We start from the raw sequence: 16,689 nt of genomic DNA, 5'->3' as shown, positions 1-16,689 counted from the left end.
CATGTCGTTCGATGTAGTGGTCGACGATCTGCGTGCGCACGCCAGTCATCTCGACGGCCTGATGGACCGGTTGAGCACAGCGATATCGGCGGCGAACACCGTCAGCATGAGCGACGACGCGTACGGCCTGCTCTGCTCGTTCCTCCCGCCGATCGTCAACCCGATGGAGCAGGAAGGCATCGACTCGCTCAACGCCGCGAGCGAGGCCGTCGGCACCACTGCCGGGAACGTCCGGATGGCCGCCGACACCTACGAGCAAAGCGACCAGGCCACCTCGCAACCCTTCGCGGCCACCTTGTCGGAGTCGCCCACCACCCCGCGAACGGCCGCCATGGCGCCGATCATCCGCAGCTGACAGTGATGGAGAACAACCATGTCCCAGCCTGACACCGGTGGCATTGCCGGGTTTGTGCGCGACCCGGAAGCGATGCAGCTGCGCATCCAGCAGTGGGCGCAGGGCTTCGAGGCCAAGGCTGAGCGGTACAAGGCCGCGCAGGCACAGACCGAGCAGCTGCGGCTCAGCGCCGCCAGCTCCGACGGCAGCGTGCGGGTGACTGTGCGTGCCGACGGGACTGTCTCGGACCTGGAGTTCACCGAGAAGGTGCGCTCGATGCCGTTGACCGAGTTGTCAGCGCAGATCCTGGGCACCATGCGCCGCGCCCAGTCGGGTATCGCCGACAAGGTCAATGAAGTGATGACCGAGCAGCTCGGCGACGAGGACCAGCAGACCAGGGCGGTGACCCTGGACTCCTTGCGGACGCGGTTCCCCGAGCAGGACCCGGTCACCGAGGAGCCCGGCAGCGACAACTGGGACTACCCGGACGAAGGCGCGCCGCCCGCGCAGCATTCGGCCACCCCGCCTGCGCCCCCGGTCCCGCCACCGCCTGCTCCGCCGGCGCCTCCGGCCCCGCCCCGGCGCCGTCCGCGGCGGGATGACGAAGACGACGACTTCGACCCGTTCAGCGAATAAGGAGAGTTCGTGAGCAACCCGTTGGTCGCTGAACGCAAGGACTCCACCCAGGGTTTCAGTGGTGTGCCGTTGCTGGAGTCGGTGAACGACACCAGCAAGGCCATCGAGAGTGGTGACTGGGCTGCTGGTGTGCTGGGGGCGGCCGGGACCGCGCTGGACGCGTTGGGGATGGCGCTGGATCCGTTCGGGGCGATCTTCTCGGCTGGTGTGGGCTGGTTGATCGAGCATGTGGGGCCGTTGTCGGATGCGTTGGATGAGTTGACCGGGGATCCGGATCAGATCAAGGCGCATGCGCAGACGTGGACCAACATCGCCGGTGAGCTGGGGTCGATCAGCACCGAGATGGCCAACCTGATCGCCAGCGACACCGCGTCCTGGACCGGCGAGTCCGCGGACGCCTACCGCGCCCGCAGCACCGACACGGCGAATCTGATCGGGGCGGCGAAGGCGGCCGCGGAGGGCGCGGCCAGCGGGATCGGGACCGCGGGTGAGGTCGTGGCCGCGGTCCGGACACTGGTGCGCGACATCATCGCTGAGCTGGTCGGGCATTTGATCAGCTGGGCGTTGCAGGTGTTGTTCACGCTGGGGATCGGGATGGTGTGGGTGGTGCCGCAGGTGATCGGGGCGGTGGCCAAGACCGCGACCAAGATCGCCGGGCTGACCACCAAACTCGTCCAGGCGCTGGGCAAGCTCGCCCCGATGCTCAAGAAACTCGGCGGCGCCTTCGGCGATGTGAGCAAATCACTCAAGAACGTCAAGCCGGGCAAGGCCCCCAGCCCACGGCCCGCCCCGTCGCCGGGTACCCGGAGCATGTCGGACTCCAGGGGCGGGCGCGGCGACCAGGTACACAACGACTCGTCGCCCGGCAGCAACATGCCGGGACTCAACAGCAACACCACACCGAGCTCCGCGGCGCCGACGCCCACTCCATCGGGATCGACTCCGAACCCGGCACCCACACCGTCCGCACCGACCCCGTCGGCGCCGACGCCCACGCCAGGGCCGAACAGCCCGTCGATCGGCACCGGCCCGATGCAGGGCACCGCGCCCAACGGCCAGAAGTACAACTTCAGCCCCAACCAGGTCCAGTCGGTCCCGTTGAAGGACAGCAACGGCAACACCATCGGGATCTCGTACCCGACCAAGTCGGACGACGTGACCAACGTGACCGACTGGGCGGGCAAACCCAACCGGCACAGCGACGGCTCATACCTCCCGGACTACGCGTCGGGCGGCAAGGCGAGCAAGAAGCCGTCCAAGCAGGCGCCGTGGAACGGCAACGATCCGTTCTACGTTCATGCGCACGCCAACCCGAACAAGTTCTCGGTGAACGTGAACACGGCCGCACCCGGCCAGCCGCCGAACTGGCAGAAGGTGCGAGTCGACGGCAACACCCATGGCCAGCTCGTGAACAGCAACCAGCACTTCCAGGCGGCGTCCCAGGCCAATCCGCAGCGGCCGGTGGTGTACATGTCATGCAACTCGGGTAACCCGACCGGCAACGCCGCGTCCAGCTCGGCCAGTACCGTGCACAGCGGCGGTCACGCCGGCGATGTGTTCGCACCGACCGGCACCGGCTCGCGGGTCACGAACGGCAACAACTCCTGGTACGGCGTGAAACCCGGCACGGACGGCTCAGGCGGGACGATACCCGGCGAGTTCGTGAAGTTCTGAGCCGTACAGTGAGCGACGAGTCGGTGGAGAAGGAGCGGTAACGTGGATGTACCCCCCGGTCAGAGCGGCGAGCGCGACAACTGGGCGATGCTGCTCGACCCGGCATGGCAGCCACGGTTCCCCGATGAGCAGCCGCCGGTCCAGGCGATGGCGGGCGGCTGGCCGTTGGACGCCGACGGCAACCCCGGCAAGTTCGAGCCGAACCCCGGGTTCGTGCCGGCCACGGCCACCAGCCCGACAGATCCGATCGACGCGGTGCTGCGCCTGGTCGCCAGCGGCCAGGCGCCGGTCGACGAGCTGATCCCGACGGTGCGGGACGCGATGCTCGAGGTCGCGGTGTCCGAGGACGGCTACCCGCTCATCGGGCCCGCGCCGGATGGTGCGCCGTGCGTCGCCGTGGCGACGGCCCCGTTTCACCGTCAGCGCATTGGGTCCGTGGAGCACTGGGGCACGGTCACGGCCGAGCAGTTGCTTGAGCTGATGCCGTCGGACACCGACATCCTGCTCAACCCCGGCGGGCCGGCGTCCCTGCGCCTGCTCGCCAGCGCGTTGCGAGACAGCTACACCCGCTGACCCCGCAGTCAGCGGGTGCTGACCGGCCCGGCGAACAGTTCGGCCAGATCGTCGAACCGGATCACCATCAGGGCACCCAGCAGTCCGATCACGGCCGTCACCGCGGCCACGACCGGATCAACACTGTCCATAACAGACAGTGTGGCCGCACCGAGGACGGCGACCAGCAACAGAAGCGCGTTGCGGACCACGTGCCGCTGGGAAAGTGGAGTACGCGCAGGCCCGAAGCAGCGACACACGGCACCGGACCTGCGCGTAACCGCACGCCATACGGCGGCGGTCAGCACACCGAACAATCCCACTGCCAGCAGCAGGCCGGCACCGGCGAGCCAGCGCCCAGCGGAGATTCCGACCGCCATCAGCACAGACGCGGGCAGCACCAACGCCGTGATCGCGAACTCCGCCGCGACGGTGGCCAACGCGAACAGACCCGTCCATCCAGCCGGGATCCCGAACGCCGGAACCGAAGCCACGAACTCCGCGTAGTCAGCCGCGCTGCGGACCTTGCTCACCGCGGAGACCAGCAGGACCAGTCCACACAGGACCATCGCGCCCACACTCACGTACGGCATCGTTCACCTCTGACCGATCGGGCGGAGCACCACACCGATCAGCGCGTCCGCCGCGATGTAGCCGAGTCTCCTGGAATCGTTGCTGCGCGCGGGATTGTCGCCGAGGACCAGCAGCCTGCCCTGGGGGACGACCGGGCCGGGTACCGAGATCTGTGCGGGCACTGGATCACCCGGTACCGCAACCGCGCGTTTCACCATGCGACCGTCAGTCGGATCGCCTGGCATGGCACCGGATACCTGCACGACGACGACCTGACCGGTCTGGACACGGTCCAGTCGTGACCGCCGCACCAGCAGCCGGTCGCCGGACCGGTAGGTGGGCTCCATGCTCACCCCGTGCACTGTCACCACGAGCAACCGCTTGCGCATCACCACAACCCATGCGACAAGAGCGGCAACCACCACGGCCGCCAGCACTACCCAGATCACCAGGACACCACCTCTTCGTAACCCGACGCCTGCAGCCGGAACAACCGCGCGTACTCCCCCGATGCGGCGATCAACTCGTCGTGCGTGCCGCGTTCGACGACCTGCCCGTCGGCGATCACCGCGATCACGTGGGCGTCGCGGACTGTACCGAGCCGGTGCGAGATCAGCACACTCGTTGCTCCGTCGCGGTGCCGCCGGAGGCTGCTGTGCACTTCGTACTCGGCTTCCGCGTCCAGGCCGGAGCTGGGCTCGTCGAGGATCATCAGATCCCTGCGGTCACGCAGGAATGCCCGGGCCAGCGCGACCCGCTGCCACTGACCGCCGGACAGCAGCACACCGGTCTCGGGGTCGGCCCGGTCCGCCTCGTCGAAGAACATCCGGGACAGCAGGGTGTCGTAGCCTTTCGGCAACGCGGTCACCATGTCGTGCGCGCCCGCTCTTTGTGCCGCCGCGACCACCCGGTCCCGGTCGTCCATATAGGACACATCACCCAGGCCGACGTTCTCGGCCGCACTCAGGTCGTAGCACATGTAGTCCTGGAACACCGCGCCGATCCGGGCCCGCAGGTCTTGCACCGCCATCTCGCGCAGGTCCACCCCGTCCCACAGGATCGCGCCACGATCCGGGTCGTAGAACCGGCAGAGCAGCTTGACCATGGTCGACTTCCCGGCACCGTTGAGCCCGACCAGGGCCAGCGACTGTCCATGCGGGATGGTCAGGTTCACGCCTCGCAGCACCCAGGGCTGGTCCTCGGAGTAACGGAACCACACGTCCCGCAGCTCGATGCCGGTGCGCAGCGGCGGAATCTCCTGCGGGACGGCCGCGACAGCCAGATCCGCCGGCTGTGACTCGATCTCGTCGAAGTGGTCGAACAGCAGCATCGAATGGTGGGCCGAGGCGAGCCTGATGACCAGCATCTGCAACGCGCTCTGCACTCCGCCCACGGCGGCGACGAAGATCGCGACGTCACCGATGGACAATTTTCCTTGCGTGGCAAGCCATACCGACCACACCAGGCCACCGGCCGCCACTACCGCGGTCAGGCCCGCGAGCAGCCCTTCCGTTCGGGCGTCCTTGCGGTCCTGGCCGTCCACGGCGTTCTGCGCGGCGGTCAACTCGGCCAGCATCCGCCGCCGGAACAGATCACCGAGACCGAGCAGCCGCAGTTCCTTCGCCGCGTCCAGGCTTGAGAGCAACTCCGCATAGAACGCCTCGCGCCGTTCGGCAGGGGTGATCGACCACATCACCTGTGCCCTGGCCCGGCTCAGCCGCAGGTGCGCGATCAGCGCGGGGATCGCGGCGACCAGCACGATCAGCGCCATGCCGAGGTTGATGACGAGCAGCGTGCCGAAGAACCCGCCCAGCGTCACGGCCGCCTGTAGCGAGCCGAGTCCGTCGTCGACAAGCTGCCCGGGACCGCTGCGACCGGTCTGCTGGGCCAGTTGGAGTTTGTCGCGGAACCTCGGGTCCTCTATCCGCGCCATCCCGGTCAGCCGGTTCACCGCCTGGTACAGCCGGTCCATCGCCACCACGGAAACAGCCCGGTCCAGCCGCTGCTTCAGGTACTGCGATCCCACCGGCAGCAAGCCGGCGAGCAGTCCTGCCGTCGCGAGCGCGACCGCCCACGGAAGCAGCGTCACCCACGCCCCACCGGCGGCCAGACCGTCCAGCAACATCTTGGTGCACCAGGCCGTCGCGATCGGCACGACGCCGCCGAGCAGGCACAACACCATGTACAGCGGTGTACCCGCCGGAGCCGCCTGCCTGGTCAGGCGGACAGCCCCGACCAGCAGAGTCAGCACCCGGCGGGCACCAAGAGTGGTGTTCACAGCGCAGCCGGCACCGGCAGCGCCGCCATTTCCCAGCCGCTGGCTTGTACGACGCCGTCATCGCCAACAAGGCACATCGCGGGATACCCCTTGGCACCGAACGCCTTGTGCACCGGCGCCTCCTCGTTCGGCTCAACCAGGACGTCGCCCACCTCGCCGAGGCGCGCCACCATGTCGGTGGTCTCCTCGACGCTGCCGGAGGCGACTGCGATCACGCGGCCGTTGAAGCGGGTGGCGTACTCGATGAACTGCGGCATGCGCTCCTTGCACGGCTCACAGTTCGGAGAGAAGAAGCCGATCAGCAGCGGCGATCCGATGATGTCCACATTGGTCAGCTCGGTACCGCCGACCGTGGTCGCCGCGAAGGCGCCGACAGCGGAACCGGCGGGCAGCGCGATGTCGTCGTCGAGACCGGCGGTCTGTTGCTGCTGGACCAGCTGCAGGGCCTCGTTCTGCTCCCGTAGCCGCCGGATGATGCCGAAGCTGAGGAGCAGGTCGATGACGCACAGGATTCCGACGAGCACGACGGCGGCAGTGAGGATAGCCATGAGAACTCCGGGACAAAGAGAGGGCTGACTGGATACCGCGAGCGGCGATCGCCACTCACAGTGTTCGAAATCAAGGTCCGCAGGTCTTGTAAGCCACGCACGGGCCGCAGGTCTCCCTGCAGGGGCCGGTCAGCGCACAGCGCTTACGGAAATCAGTGCGCTCACGGCAGTAGCAGTGCTTGTAGTACGGGTCCGGCGGGCAGGCCGCACCCACATCGGCCTTGGCCACGAACACACTCAGCAACCTGTCGCCGAGCACCCTGAACGTCTTGCGCATGTACCGCGCTCCTCTACTTCCTCCGCGCCGAATGCCGTCGGCAGCGCACAACATAGGAAAAACCGGTACACGACAGCGACAACACCGATGCACGCGCGCGTGTATCGGGCGTGGACCAGGCTGTCGTGGTCGAGATGCCACCGCTGTGAGTGGCGATCCGCTTGGGCACATCACCACTCACAGCGTTTGAATCAGCCGCAGCGCCTGAAGACGTAACAGGGGCCGCAGAACTCCTTACAGGCACCGTTCGTTGAACAGTTCCGCCGGAAGTCGCTGCGCTCACGGCAGTAGCAGTGCTTGGTGTACGGGTCCGGCGGGCAGGCCGCACCCACATCGGCCTTGGCCACGAACACGCTCAGCAACTTGTCGCTGAGTGCCCCAAATGTCTTGCGCATGTACCGCGCTCCTCTACTTCCTCCGCGCCGGGTGGCGTCGGCAGCGCACAACATAGAAAACTGCGGTACACGGCTATGGACATCCCGGATACACATCCGCGTGTATCCGGGAGCCGGCGGATCAGGGCTGACAGGACGTAGGAAGGCCGGTACATGACAGCGGGCTTCGCACATACACGCTCGCGTGTATCGGATGTGCAGCAACGTGACATCCGTGTATGGCGGGGTTGATGCAACCTCTGGGAGAGTTCTAGCGTCGTTGCCTGATGTGATCATCAACAACCGGGAGAGGTGTGTGCCTTCGATCGAGTTCAGGATTCTGGGGAGAATCGAGGTACACACGGACGCGGGGACCGTCGCGCTTGGCTCGCTCAAACAACGAATCCTGTTGGCCACGTTGCTGCTCAACCCGGGCCGCACGGTGCCGGTACGCAAACTGATCCGTTCACTCTGGGGTGAAGAGCCGCCACCGTCGGCAATGGCCAATCTACGCACTTACGCCAATCGGCTCAGACAGGTGATTCCGGACTGTCCCGGCGGCGGGCAACGCATCACCGGGCGGGCGGCCAGCTACGAACTCGCGCTGCAGCAGGATGAACTGGACCTGCACGTGTTCACCAAGCGCGCGGGCACTGGCCAGGTAGCACTGTCCCGAGGCGACCACGCCACCGCGGCACGTCATCTCGGCGAGGCGCTTTCCGCCTGCCGCGGCGCGGTTCTGGAGGATCTGGCCGACAGTGAGGCCCTCGCCGGGTTGATCGCGCCGGTGGAGGAACTGCGACTGTCGGTGACAGAGGACTACCTCGACGCGCGGCTCGGCCTGGGTGAGCACCGGGAGATGATCGCCCCGCTGCGGGCGTTCGTCGCGGAGCATCCCTTGCGGGAACGCGCGTGGGCACAACTGGTGACCGCGCTGTACCGATCCGGAGACCCGGCAGGGGCTTTGGCCGTCTACGCCGACTGCCGCCGTGCGCTCGCCGACCATCTCGGCCTGGAACCGTCGCCGGAACTGGCCGAACTGCACCAGGCAGTGCTGGACCGCGACCCCCGGCTGACCCGTGCCCCGGCCATCTCCATCCACGCGAAGACACCGCAAACGCCGACGCCACGGGAGCTCCCGGTGCGCTGCCAGGCGTTCGTCGGCCGCGTACAGGATGCCGCTCCACTGCACGATCTCCTTCTCCAGCCGGAGCATCATGGCCCCAGAGTGGCTGTGGTGCATGGTCCGTGCGGTATCGGCAAGAGCGCGCTGGTCCTGGACGTGGCGCACCAGGTCGCGCCGCAGTTCCCCGGCGGGCAGCTGTACATCGACCTCGGTTCGGACGGACCGGCCACACGCGTGCCCCAGCGACTGTTGCGGCACTTGGGCGTACCCACATCGGACATTCCACGCGAACTCGATGAGGCTTCCGCGGTACTGCGCTCACACCTGGCACACCGCGCCGTTCTGCTGGTCCTCGACGGCGCGACGGAACCCGCGTCGCTGCGTAATCTCGTGCCCGCACTGGGGTCCTGCGCCATGCTGATCACCAGCCGGTCGCCGCTGATGCTGGACGGGGCCGAGCACTTCGCGCTCGGCCCGCTGCCGGACGCCGAGGGACACGAACTGCTGGCCCGGCTGGCCGGACAGGCCAGAGTGGACGCCGAACCCGCCGCGGCGGCCGAGATAGTCCGCTACTGCCACGGGATCCCGCTCGCACTGCGGATCGCGGGCACGATCCTGGCCTACCGCCCGGCCCGGTCGTTGTGCTGGCTGGCCCGCCGGCTGGCCTCCGAGCAGCACCGCCTGGACGAGCTCAGCTTCGGCGGGGAGTCGATCCGGGCGTTGTACTCCTCGGCGTTCGACCCGGTCGGCCAGGACCCGCTGGCAGCCGCCGCCTTCCGGTTGCTGGGCCGGCCCGGCTTCGAGGTCTGCGGCATCACCGAGGCGTCCGCCGCGATCGGCGTCGGCGCCATGCGAGCCGAGGCCGCACTGGACCGCCTGGTCGATCTCGGCCTCGCCGAATGGGTCGAACGCGACACCTACCGGCTGCCTCCGTTGATGCGCTTGTTCTCCGCCGAACTCGGTGCCGAGGTCCCGCCGCAGCGCTCGGCAAGCGCCCTATGAGCTAGTGAGTTCCTGACGGAAGTCAAACGGTGTATCGGCTTTGTCGCGCTGGTCATTTACGCCTCGCAACACGCCCGACATCGCCCCGGCCGGGCTGGGACGAGGCTACAGCGAAGTTGTCGGTTGCGTGGGGCGGGGTGGACCGCGGTTGGGGGTGGGCGGCCCCCGTAGGGGGTCGGCATGTAACAGCGCCCGGCTTTGGCGACAAAGCCCGTCCGAGCGGAGCGAGGACAATTAACACTGCACGAAGCTGAGCCTGGTGGCGTTGGCTGTGGCGTCGTCTGGTTGTTCCTGGGCGGACCGTTCGGCGTGCACGCGGGAGAGGTAGCTCTCGAGCTCGTGCTGCCGTTTGGCGTCGTCCCAGTCCAGCAGGGGTGCGATCAGGGCGGCTACCTCGGTGGCCGCCCTGACACCGCGATCCCTTTGTTCGATGGAGATCCGGGTCCGGCGTGTGAGGACGTCCTCCAGGTGCAGGGCGCCCTCATGGGAGACCGCGTACACCGCCTCGGCCTTGAGGTACTCCTCGGCGCCGGGGATCGGTGTGCCGAGATCGGGTTGTTCGCCGATCAGCCACAGCAGATCGTGGATCGCGGTTCCGTAGCGCTGCAGCAGATGTTCGACTCGGTCCAGCGGGATGTCCGTGCGGCGGGCGAGGTCCTGCCGGTCGCGCCACAGCTCGTGGTAGCCCTCGGCGCCCACGATCGGCAGCTCACTGGTCCGGGAAACCTTCACCGCGCCGGCGATGTTCTTGGCCGCGACGTCCACGGCGTCCTCGGCCATCACGCGGTAGGTCGTGTACTTCCCGCCCGCGATGAGTACCAGGCCTGGCACAGGATTGGCGACTGCGTGCTCACGGGACAGCTTGGTCGTCTCAGCGGCTTTCGCGGCGAGCAACGGCCGCAGGCCCGCATACACGCCTTCGATGTCGTCACGCGTGATTGGCTTACGCAGCACGGCATTCACATGGTCGAGCACGTAGTCGACGTCCGCGCGGCTGGCAGCCGGGTGGTCGAGGTCGAGGTTCCACTGTGTGTCGGTGGTACCGACGATCCAGTGCCGGCCCCACGGGATGACGAACAGCACGCTCTTCTCTGTCCGCAGGATCAGCCCGGTGTCCAGGTCGATCTTCTCCCTGGGCACCACGAGGTGGATGCCTTTCGAGGCCCGGACGGTGAAGGGCGCGGGGATTCCGGCGGCCTTCGACATCTCGTCGCTCCACACGCCGGTCGCGGCGACCACGACACGGGCCCGGATGTCGAACTCCGTGCCGCTCTGCAGATCGCGGACGTGCGCGCCGATGACCTTGTCGCCGTCACGCAGCAGTTCGGTCATCCGTGTCCTGGTGAGAACGGAGGCACCGAGTTCCGCGGCGGTACGCGCGATCGTCATGGTGTGCCGGGCGTCGTCTACCTGTGCGTCGTAGTACTGGATTGCACCGATCAGGGCATCCGGCGCGAGGGCTGGTGCGACCTCGAAGGCGTGACGACGGCTGAGATGACGATGCCGTGGCAGGGCGCGTGCCCCACCCAGGGTGTCGTAGAGCATCACGCCGGCGCCGATGTAGCCGCGCTCCCACACCCGGTGCCGCAGCGGCACAAGGAACTTCACCGGGCGCACCAGGTGGGGAGCCAGCTTCGTGAGCAACAGCCCACGTTCCTTCAACGCCTCCCGCACCAGTTTGAAGTCGAGCTGCTCCAGGTAACGCAGGCCGCCGTGGATCAGCTTGCTGGACCGGCTCGACGTCCCCGCGGCGAAGTCCCGGGCTTCGACCAGCCCGACCGACAGTCCGCGGCTGGCGGCGTCGAGCGCGATCCCGGCCCCGGTGACGCCGCCACCGATGACCAGGACGTCGACTTGCTGGGTGCTCAGCTTCTGCAGCGCCTCAACGCGGTATCGCGGGGAAAGTGGTACGGAAGGCATGTTCATCTCCTAGTTGACGTCGACCCAGTCGAGCGTGCGGCCGACAGCTTTCTTCCAGCCCGCGTAGCCCTCTTCACGCTGCTCGTCGCTCCACGTCGGCTGCCAGCGACGGTCCTCGTTCCAGTTCTGTTCCAGCTCATCGGTGGACTTCCAGAACCCGACGGCCAGCCCGGCCGCGTAGGCGGCACCGAGCGCGGTGGTCTCCGCGACCACCGGCTTGGACACCGGCACGCCGAGAACGTCCGCCTGCATCTGCATGCACAGCTGGTTGGCCGTCACGCCACCGTCCACACGCAACACATCGAGGGTCACGCCGGAGTCGTTCTGCATGGCCTCGACCACGTCCCGGCTCTGGTAGCAGATCGCCTCCAGCGTCGCCCTGGCCACGTGCGCGTTGGTCGTCGCGCGGGTGAGTCCGACGATGGCGCCACGTGCGTCGGACCGCCAGTACGGCGCGAACAAGCCTGAGAACGCTGGCACGAAATAGATCCCGCCGTTGTCGGCGACCTGCGACGCCAGCGTCTCGCTCTGGGCCGCGCCGTTGATGATGCCCAACTGGTCACGCAGCCACTGCACGGCCGAGCCGGTGACCGCGATCGAGCCTTCCAGGGCGTAGACCGGCTTGTCGTTACCGAACTGGTAGCACAGGGTGGTGAGCAGGCCGTGCTTGGAACGCACCAGCTCGTGACCGGTGTTGAGCAACAGGAAGTTGCCTGTGCCGTAAGTGTTCTTGGCTTCGCCGGGCCGGAAACAGACCTGGCCGACGGTGGCCGCCTGCTGGTCGCCGAGGTCGCCGGTGATCGCCACCTCGCCGTGCAGCGGGCCGTTGGCCCTGGTGGTGCCGAAGTGTCCGGAGGACGGTTTGATCTCCGGCAGCATCGCGGCCGGGATGCCGAAGAACGAGAGCAGTTCGTCGTCCCACGCCAGGGTTTCCAGGTCCATCAGCATGGTGCGGCTGGCGTTGGTCGGGTCGGTGACGTGCTGGCCGCCGTCCGTCCCACCGGTCAGGTTCCACTGCAGCCAGGTGTCGGTGGTGCCGAACAGCGCTTCGCCGTTCTCCGCGTCCGCCCGGACTCCCTCGATGTTCTCCAGGATCCACTGCAGCTTGCCGCCGGAGAAGTAGGTCGCCGGAGGCAGCCCGGCCTTGCGGCGGATCACGTCGCCCTTGCCGCTGCGCTCCAGTTCGGCCGCGATGCGGTCGGTACGGGTGTCCTGCCACACGATCGCGTTGCAGTACGGGCGGCCGGTCCGGCGGTTCCACACCACAGTGGTCTCGCGCTGGTTGGTGATCCCGAGCGCGGCCAGGTCGGACACGGACAGATTGGTCTTGGTGAAAGTGGATTCGATCACCGAGCGGGTGCGTTCCCAGATCTCGGTGGGGTCGTGCTCGACCCAGCCCGGCTTGGGCATGATCTGCTCGTGCTCGAGCTGGTGGCGGGCGATCTCGTTGCCACCGTGGTCGAAGATCATGAACCGGGTGCTGGTGGTGCCCTGGTCGACGGCTGCGACAAAGTCCGGCATGGAGGTTCTCCTTCTCAGGCCGACGGCTGGAGGTCTTTGGCGGGCGCCGGAGCGGCTTGGATTTCGTCCTCGGCGGGCAGGAACTTCTCGATGAAGTACTTGTAGATCGCGGCGCCGATCAGGCCGCCGATCACCGGGGCGACGACGGGTATCCACCAGTACGGGAAGCCGTACTGGTCGGTGAACGCGGTCTCGTAGCCGGTGAGCCAGGACGCCAGCCGCGGCCCGAAGTCCCGGGCGGGGTTGATGGCGTACCCGGCGTTCGTACCCCAGGCCATGCCGATCGCGACCACGGAGAGCCCCACGAGCAGCGGGGTCATGTTGGCCAGCGGCGAGGAGTTGCGCAGGTCGGTGATGGCGAAGATGACCAGGACCAGGATCGCGGTGCCGATGATCTGGTCGCGGAAGGCACCCCAGTCACCGACCGGAAGCGTGCCGTTACCCGGCAACGTCGAGAACACGCCCTGGGTCTTGATCGTCAGCCCGGGGTCCTTGGCGTTGAGCACCTCGGTGTAGTTCCAGCGCACCAGCATCGCGGCCAGGAAGGCGCCGGCGGTCTGGGCCAGGGCGTAGGGCGCGACCTTGCGCCACGAGAAGCCTTTGAACACCGCCAGAGCGACCGTCACCGCGGGGTTGAGATGGGCTCCGCTGATCTTGGCGGCGACGTACACGCCCAGCGTGACGCCCAGCCCCCAGGCCCAGGCGATGCTGTCGTGATCACCGATCCCGGCGGCCACGACCTGGGCCACCACCCCGCACCCGAACAGGATGAGGATCATCGTACCCACGAACTCGGCGGCCATCTCGCCGCCGAGCCCGCGGGCCCTGAGGTTTCGCACCATTGCTTTCCTCCACAAAGGACACCCGGTTCCCCTGGCGGAGCGAACGTTAAGATCGTGGAAAGACCAGGTCAACGAGGTGAGGTCGACATTGTCGAACGCTCGCGGAGGCTGTTCGACATTGTCGAATCACAGCCGGTGGAGTTAGGGTCGCGGCGTGCCGGGTCCCATCCAGTCGATCGAACGAGCCGCGGCGATCCTGCGGCTGCTGGCCCGCGGCTCCGGCCGGCTCGGCGTGGGTGAGATCGCGGAGTCGCTGGAGCTGGCCAAGGGCACCGCGCACGGCATCCTGCGCACCCTGCAGGGCGTCGGGTTCGTCGAGCAGGACCGGGACACCGGCAAGTACCAGCTCGGCGCGGCCCTGCTGCACCTCGGCACCAGCTACCTCGACGTCAACGAGCTGCGCTCACGGGCCATCAACTGGGCCGACGCACTCGCGGCGCGCAGCGGCGAAGCCGTCCGGATCGGAGCGCCGTTGGAAGGCCGGGTGCTCGTGGTGCACCACGTCTTCCGGCCGGACGACTCCCTGCAGACTCTCGACGTCGGTGCAATGCTGCCATTGCACGCGACCGCACTCGGCAAAGTCCTGCTGGCCTTCGACGTGACCCTCGTGGCATCGTTGCGCGGCGGCGAACTGGAGGCCTACACCCGGCGCACCCTGGCGTCGCCCACAGCGGTCAAACGTGCGCTGGCCAAGGTCCGGGAAGCGGGCTGGGCGAGCGAACTCGGCGAGATGACCCCCGGCGAGGCCGGGATCGCGGCCCCGATCAGGGGTCACGGCGGCATAGTCGTCGGCGCGATGGGAATCTCCGGCGCGGTGGAACGCCTCTGCGACCCGGACGGCAGCCCCAAACCAAGCTTGCTCGGCTTTGTCCGCGACGCCGCACGCGCAGTTTCACGAGATCTCGGAGCTTCACGGTGGTGAGTCGATGACTGAGTCTCCGGCTTGGTCGCGCTGGTCATTTACGCACCGCAACACGCCCGGCATCGCCCCGCCCACAGCGGCGGCGAGCCCCGAGCGAAGAAGCCGGTTGCGTGGGGTGGGGTGGAAATGGCCGGCTTTGGCGACCAAGCCCGCCCGAGCGAAGCGAGGGCAGTCCAACACGGTGGTGACATGCAGCGCTATGTGATGTCGATTGATCAGGGCACTACGTCGACTCGGTGCATTCTGTTCGATGCGCGAGGGCGATTGGTGTCCGTGGTTCAGCGGGAGCACCAGCAGCATTTCCCTCGGCCTGGCTGGGTGGAGCACGACGCGACCGAGATCTGGCGCAATCTCAGCAAGATTGTTCCCGAAGCACTGGCGCAGGCTGGGGCGAGTGCGGAGCAGGTGGTCGGGCTGGGGATTGCCAACCAGCGTGAAACCACCGTGTTGTGGGACCGGCGAACGGGAGTGCCGGTCGGCCGCGCGATCGTCTGGCAGGACACGCGCACGGACGGCATGATCGAACAGCTTGAGAAGGAGCCCGGCGCGAAGCGCGTTCGCGAACTGTGTGGCCTGCCGTTGGCGACGTACTTCTCCGCGCCCAAGATCCGTTGGCTGCTGGACCAGACGCCTGGGCTGCAGGAACGGGCCGAACGTGGCGAGGTGCTGTTCGGCACGATCGAGAGCTGGCTGATCTGGAACCTCACCGGCGGCCTGCACATCACCGATGTCACCAACGCCAGCCGGACCATGCTGATGAACCTGCGCACCCTGGCGTGGGATCCGCAGTTGCTGGCGTTCTTCGACATCCCGCACGCGATGCTGCCCGAGATCCGGTCGTCCACAGAGGTCTACGGCACCACGGCCACTGTGGTGCCCGGGATCCGGATCGCGGCGGCGCTCGGCGACCAGCAGGCGGCGTTGTTCGGCCAGACCTGTTTCGCCCCCGGCGAGGCGAAATGCACTTACGGCACAGGCAGTTTCCTGCTGCTCAACACCGGCCAGAACCTGGTGCTGAGCACCCACGGAATGCTGACCACGGTCGGGTTCAAGATCGGCGACGAGCCCGCGGTGTACGCGCTGGAAGGCTCGATCGCGGTGACCGGCTCGCTCGTGCAGTGGTTCCGGGACGGCCTGGAGCTGATCAGCAGCGCCCCGGAGATCGAAACCCTTGCCCGGACAGTGGAGGACAACGGCGGCTGTTACATCGTGCCCGCGTTCTCCGGGCTGTTCGCGCCACATTGGCACAGCGAGGCCCGTGGTGTGATCGCCGGTCTCACGTCGTACATCACCAAGGGGCACTTGGCCCGCGCGGTCCTGGAGGCGACCGGCTGGCAGACCCGCGAGGTGGTCGACGCGATGAACGCCGACTCGGGCCTGGCGCTGTCCACGCTCAAGGTCGACGGCGGCATGACCGCGGACAACCTGCTCATGCAGTTCATCGCGGACGTCCTCGATGTGCCGGTGGTCCGCCCGATGGTGGCCGAGACCGTCTCGCTCGGCGCGGCCTACGCAGCCGGTCTGTCGGTGGGGTACTGGCCGGACCTGGAAGGCCTGCGACGCAACTGGCACCGGGCCGGCCAATGGCAGCCCGCCATGTCCCCGGCGCGTCGGGACACCGAGTACGCCCACTGGCGTCAGGCAGTGGAGCTGACCTTCGGCTGGATGCGTCCCGCCTCTGGTTCCCGCCGCCCGGCCGGGACGGATCTGATCGAGGTCATCCTCGACGACCACCGCCGCATCGAGCACCTTCTGCGGGAGCTGCGCAACGAGGACGCCGACCGGGCCAAGGTGCTCGCCGAGCTCTCGGCCATGCTCACCGCGCACTTCACCGCCACCGAACGAGTTCTGCATCGGCGAACCGAGATCAGCGCCGACCTTGTCTCCTTGTCCGAACAGGACCTGCTCGCGCTGGAGGAAACGATCAGCGCGCACATCCGTGACGAGGAACGTTCGCTGCTCAACGAACTCCGGAAATCACTGTCCCCTTCGGACCGGACAGCTCTCGGCCGGGCATTCAAAGCCGAACAAAGCAGGCATCTGACTCCGGTACAGCGTTTTGAGGCAGTGGTCGCGCACAGCGTGACGGCCCGCCTACCAAACGGTTGAC

General features: G+C 67.5%; 16 protein-coding genes. 7 read left to right on the top strand and 9 right to left on the bottom strand.

What is annotated here, in order from left to right:
* Position 1 precedes the first annotated feature (1 nt).
* From JOF56_RS26930 to JOF56_RS26915, 4 genes are read left to right on the top strand one after another with little or no spacing between them, the layout of a single operon-like run.
* Entirely contained in the window at positions 2-355 is a 354-nt protein-coding gene (locus tag JOF56_RS26930; protein WP_209642292.1) for a type VII secretion target, read from the top strand.
* A gap of 18 nt (positions 356-373) precedes the next feature.
* Positions 374-970, top strand: a complete 597-nt coding sequence (locus JOF56_RS26925; RefSeq protein WP_209642291.1) for a YbaB/EbfC family nucleoid-associated protein — start codon at positions 374-376, stop codon at positions 968-970.
* A gap of 9 nt (positions 971-979) precedes the next feature.
* Positions 980-2,644 (top strand): WXG100 family type VII secretion target, encoded by a 1,665-nt coding sequence (locus JOF56_RS60790; RefSeq protein ID WP_209642290.1) that lies wholly within the window; start codon positions 980-982, stop codon positions 2,642-2,644.
* A gap of 42 nt (positions 2,645-2,686) precedes the next feature.
* Positions 2,687-3,217 carry a type VII secretion system-associated protein gene (locus tag JOF56_RS26915; RefSeq protein ID WP_209642289.1) on the top strand — a complete coding sequence of 177 codons (531 nt, stop codon included), beginning with the start codon at positions 2,687-2,689 and terminating at the stop codon, positions 3,215-3,217.
* Positions 3,218-3,225: 8 nt separating this feature from the next.
* Here JOF56_RS26915 and JOF56_RS26910 read toward each other — a convergent pair whose 3' ends face one another.
* The 6 genes from JOF56_RS26910 to JOF56_RS26885 all read right to left on the bottom strand — a co-directional run bounded on the left by JOF56_RS26910 (position 3,226) and on the right by JOF56_RS26885 (position 7,267).
* Entirely contained in the window at positions 3,226-3,789 is a 564-nt protein-coding gene (locus JOF56_RS26910) for a MauE/DoxX family redox-associated membrane protein (RefSeq protein ID WP_209642288.1), read from the bottom strand.
* 3 nt (positions 3,790-3,792) lie between these two features.
* Positions 3,793-4,218 carry a S26 family signal peptidase gene (locus tag JOF56_RS26905; protein ID WP_209642287.1) on the bottom strand — a complete coding sequence of 142 codons (426 nt, stop codon included), beginning with the start codon at positions 4,216-4,218 and terminating at the stop codon, positions 3,793-3,795.
* Positions 4,215-6,047, bottom strand: a complete 1,833-nt coding sequence (locus JOF56_RS26900) for an ABC transporter ATP-binding protein (RefSeq protein ID WP_209642286.1) — start codon at positions 6,045-6,047, stop codon at positions 4,215-4,217. Before JOF56_RS26900 ends, JOF56_RS26905 begins: the two co-directional genes overlap by 4 nt.
* Positions 6,044-6,595 carry a TlpA family protein disulfide reductase gene (locus JOF56_RS26895; protein WP_209642285.1) on the bottom strand — a complete coding sequence of 184 codons (552 nt, stop codon included), beginning with the start codon at positions 6,593-6,595 and terminating at the stop codon, positions 6,044-6,046. Before JOF56_RS26895 ends, JOF56_RS26900 begins: the two co-directional genes overlap by 4 nt.
* Positions 6,596-6,665: 70 nt before the next feature.
* The gene (locus tag JOF56_RS26890; protein ID WP_209642284.1) at positions 6,666-6,872 is read right to left on the bottom strand and encodes a hypothetical protein; all 207 of its coding nucleotides are present in this window, start codon (positions 6,870-6,872) and stop codon (positions 6,666-6,668) included.
* Positions 6,873-7,063: 191 nt separating this feature from the next.
* Positions 7,064-7,267 carry a hypothetical protein gene (locus tag JOF56_RS26885; protein WP_209642283.1) on the bottom strand — a complete coding sequence of 68 codons (204 nt, stop codon included), beginning with the start codon at positions 7,265-7,267 and terminating at the stop codon, positions 7,064-7,066.
* 295 nt (positions 7,268-7,562) lie between these two features.
* On the opposite strand from JOF56_RS26885, the gene JOF56_RS26880 reads away from it, so the two are divergent.
* Complete coding sequence (locus JOF56_RS26880) at positions 7,563-9,374, top strand: AfsR/SARP family transcriptional regulator (RefSeq protein ID WP_209642282.1); 1,812 nt, start codon at positions 7,563-7,565, stop codon at positions 9,372-9,374.
* A gap of 234 nt (positions 9,375-9,608) precedes the next feature.
* Here the strand turns inward: JOF56_RS26880 and glpD are convergent, their stop codons facing one another.
* Genes glpD through JOF56_RS26865 form a run of 3 tightly spaced genes read right to left on the bottom strand, consistent with a single transcriptional unit; the run spans position 9,609 to position 13,657 of the window.
* Positions 9,609-11,294 (bottom strand): glycerol-3-phosphate dehydrogenase, encoded by a 1,686-nt coding sequence (gene glpD / locus JOF56_RS26875; protein ID WP_209642281.1) that lies wholly within the window; start codon positions 11,292-11,294, stop codon positions 9,609-9,611.
* 9 nt (positions 11,295-11,303) lie between these two features.
* Positions 11,304-12,815, bottom strand: coding sequence for a glycerol kinase GlpK (gene glpK / locus JOF56_RS26870; protein ID WP_209642280.1), 1,512 nt, complete (start codon positions 12,813-12,815; stop codon positions 11,304-11,306).
* Between the two features lie 14 nt (positions 12,816-12,829).
* Positions 12,830-13,657, bottom strand: a complete 828-nt coding sequence (locus tag JOF56_RS26865) for an MIP/aquaporin family protein (protein ID WP_209642279.1) — start codon at positions 13,655-13,657, stop codon at positions 12,830-12,832.
* Positions 13,658-13,811: 154 nt separating this feature from the next.
* Between JOF56_RS26865 and JOF56_RS26860 the strand changes: the two genes are divergently transcribed.
* Both JOF56_RS26860 and glpK (JOF56_RS26855) read left to right on the top strand, forming a co-directional pair.
* Positions 13,812-14,579, top strand: coding sequence for an IclR family transcriptional regulator (locus tag JOF56_RS26860; RefSeq protein ID WP_209642278.1), 768 nt, complete (start codon positions 13,812-13,814; stop codon positions 14,577-14,579).
* Between the two features lie 189 nt (positions 14,580-14,768).
* On the top strand, positions 14,769-16,688 hold the full coding sequence (gene glpK / locus JOF56_RS26855; RefSeq protein ID WP_209642277.1) for a glycerol kinase GlpK: 1,920 nt from the start codon (positions 14,769-14,771) through the stop codon (positions 16,686-16,688).
* The last annotated feature ends 1 nt before the right edge of the window (position 16,689 follow it).

It is taken from the genome of Kibdelosporangium banguiense (assembly GCF_017876405.1).
GTDB lineage: Bacteria > Actinomycetota > Actinomycetes > Mycobacteriales > Pseudonocardiaceae > Kibdelosporangium > Kibdelosporangium banguiense.
This window is presented reverse-complemented; position numbering and strand designations above follow the sequence as displayed.

Bases quoted from the DNA above. Each gene is read 5' to 3' on its own strand.
- JOF56_RS26930 (WP_209642292.1), top strand. From the start codon at position 2: ATGTCGTTCGATGTAGTGGTCGACGATCTGCGTGCGCACGCCAGTCAT.
- JOF56_RS26925 (WP_209642291.1), top strand. From the start codon at position 374: ATGTCCCAGCCTGACACCGGTGGCATTGCCGGGTTTGTGCGCGACCCG.
- JOF56_RS26910 (WP_209642288.1), bottom strand. From the start codon at position 3,789: ATGCCGTACGTGAGTGTGGGCGCGATGGTCCTGTGTGGACTGGTCCTG.
- JOF56_RS26895 (WP_209642285.1), bottom strand. From the start codon at position 6,595: ATGGCTATCCTCACTGCCGCCGTCGTGCTCGTCGGAATCCTGTGCGTC.
- JOF56_RS26890 (WP_209642284.1), bottom strand. From the start codon at position 6,872: ATGCGCAAGACGTTCAGGGTGCTCGGCGACAGGTTGCTGAGTGTGTTC.
- JOF56_RS26885 (WP_209642283.1), bottom strand. From the start codon at position 7,267: ATGCGCAAGACATTTGGGGCACTCAGCGACAAGTTGCTGAGCGTGTTC.
- glpD (WP_209642281.1), bottom strand. From the start codon at position 11,294: ATGCCTTCCGTACCACTTTCCCCGCGATACCGCGTTGAGGCGCTGCAG.
- glpK (WP_209642280.1), bottom strand. From the start codon at position 12,815: ATGCCGGACTTTGTCGCAGCCGTCGACCAGGGCACCACCAGCACCCGG.
- JOF56_RS26865 (WP_209642279.1), bottom strand. From the start codon at position 13,657: ATGGTGCGAAACCTCAGGGCCCGCGGGCTCGGCGGCGAGATGGCCGCC.
- glpK (WP_209642277.1), top strand. From the start codon at position 14,769: ATGCAGCGCTATGTGATGTCGATTGATCAGGGCACTACGTCGACTCGG.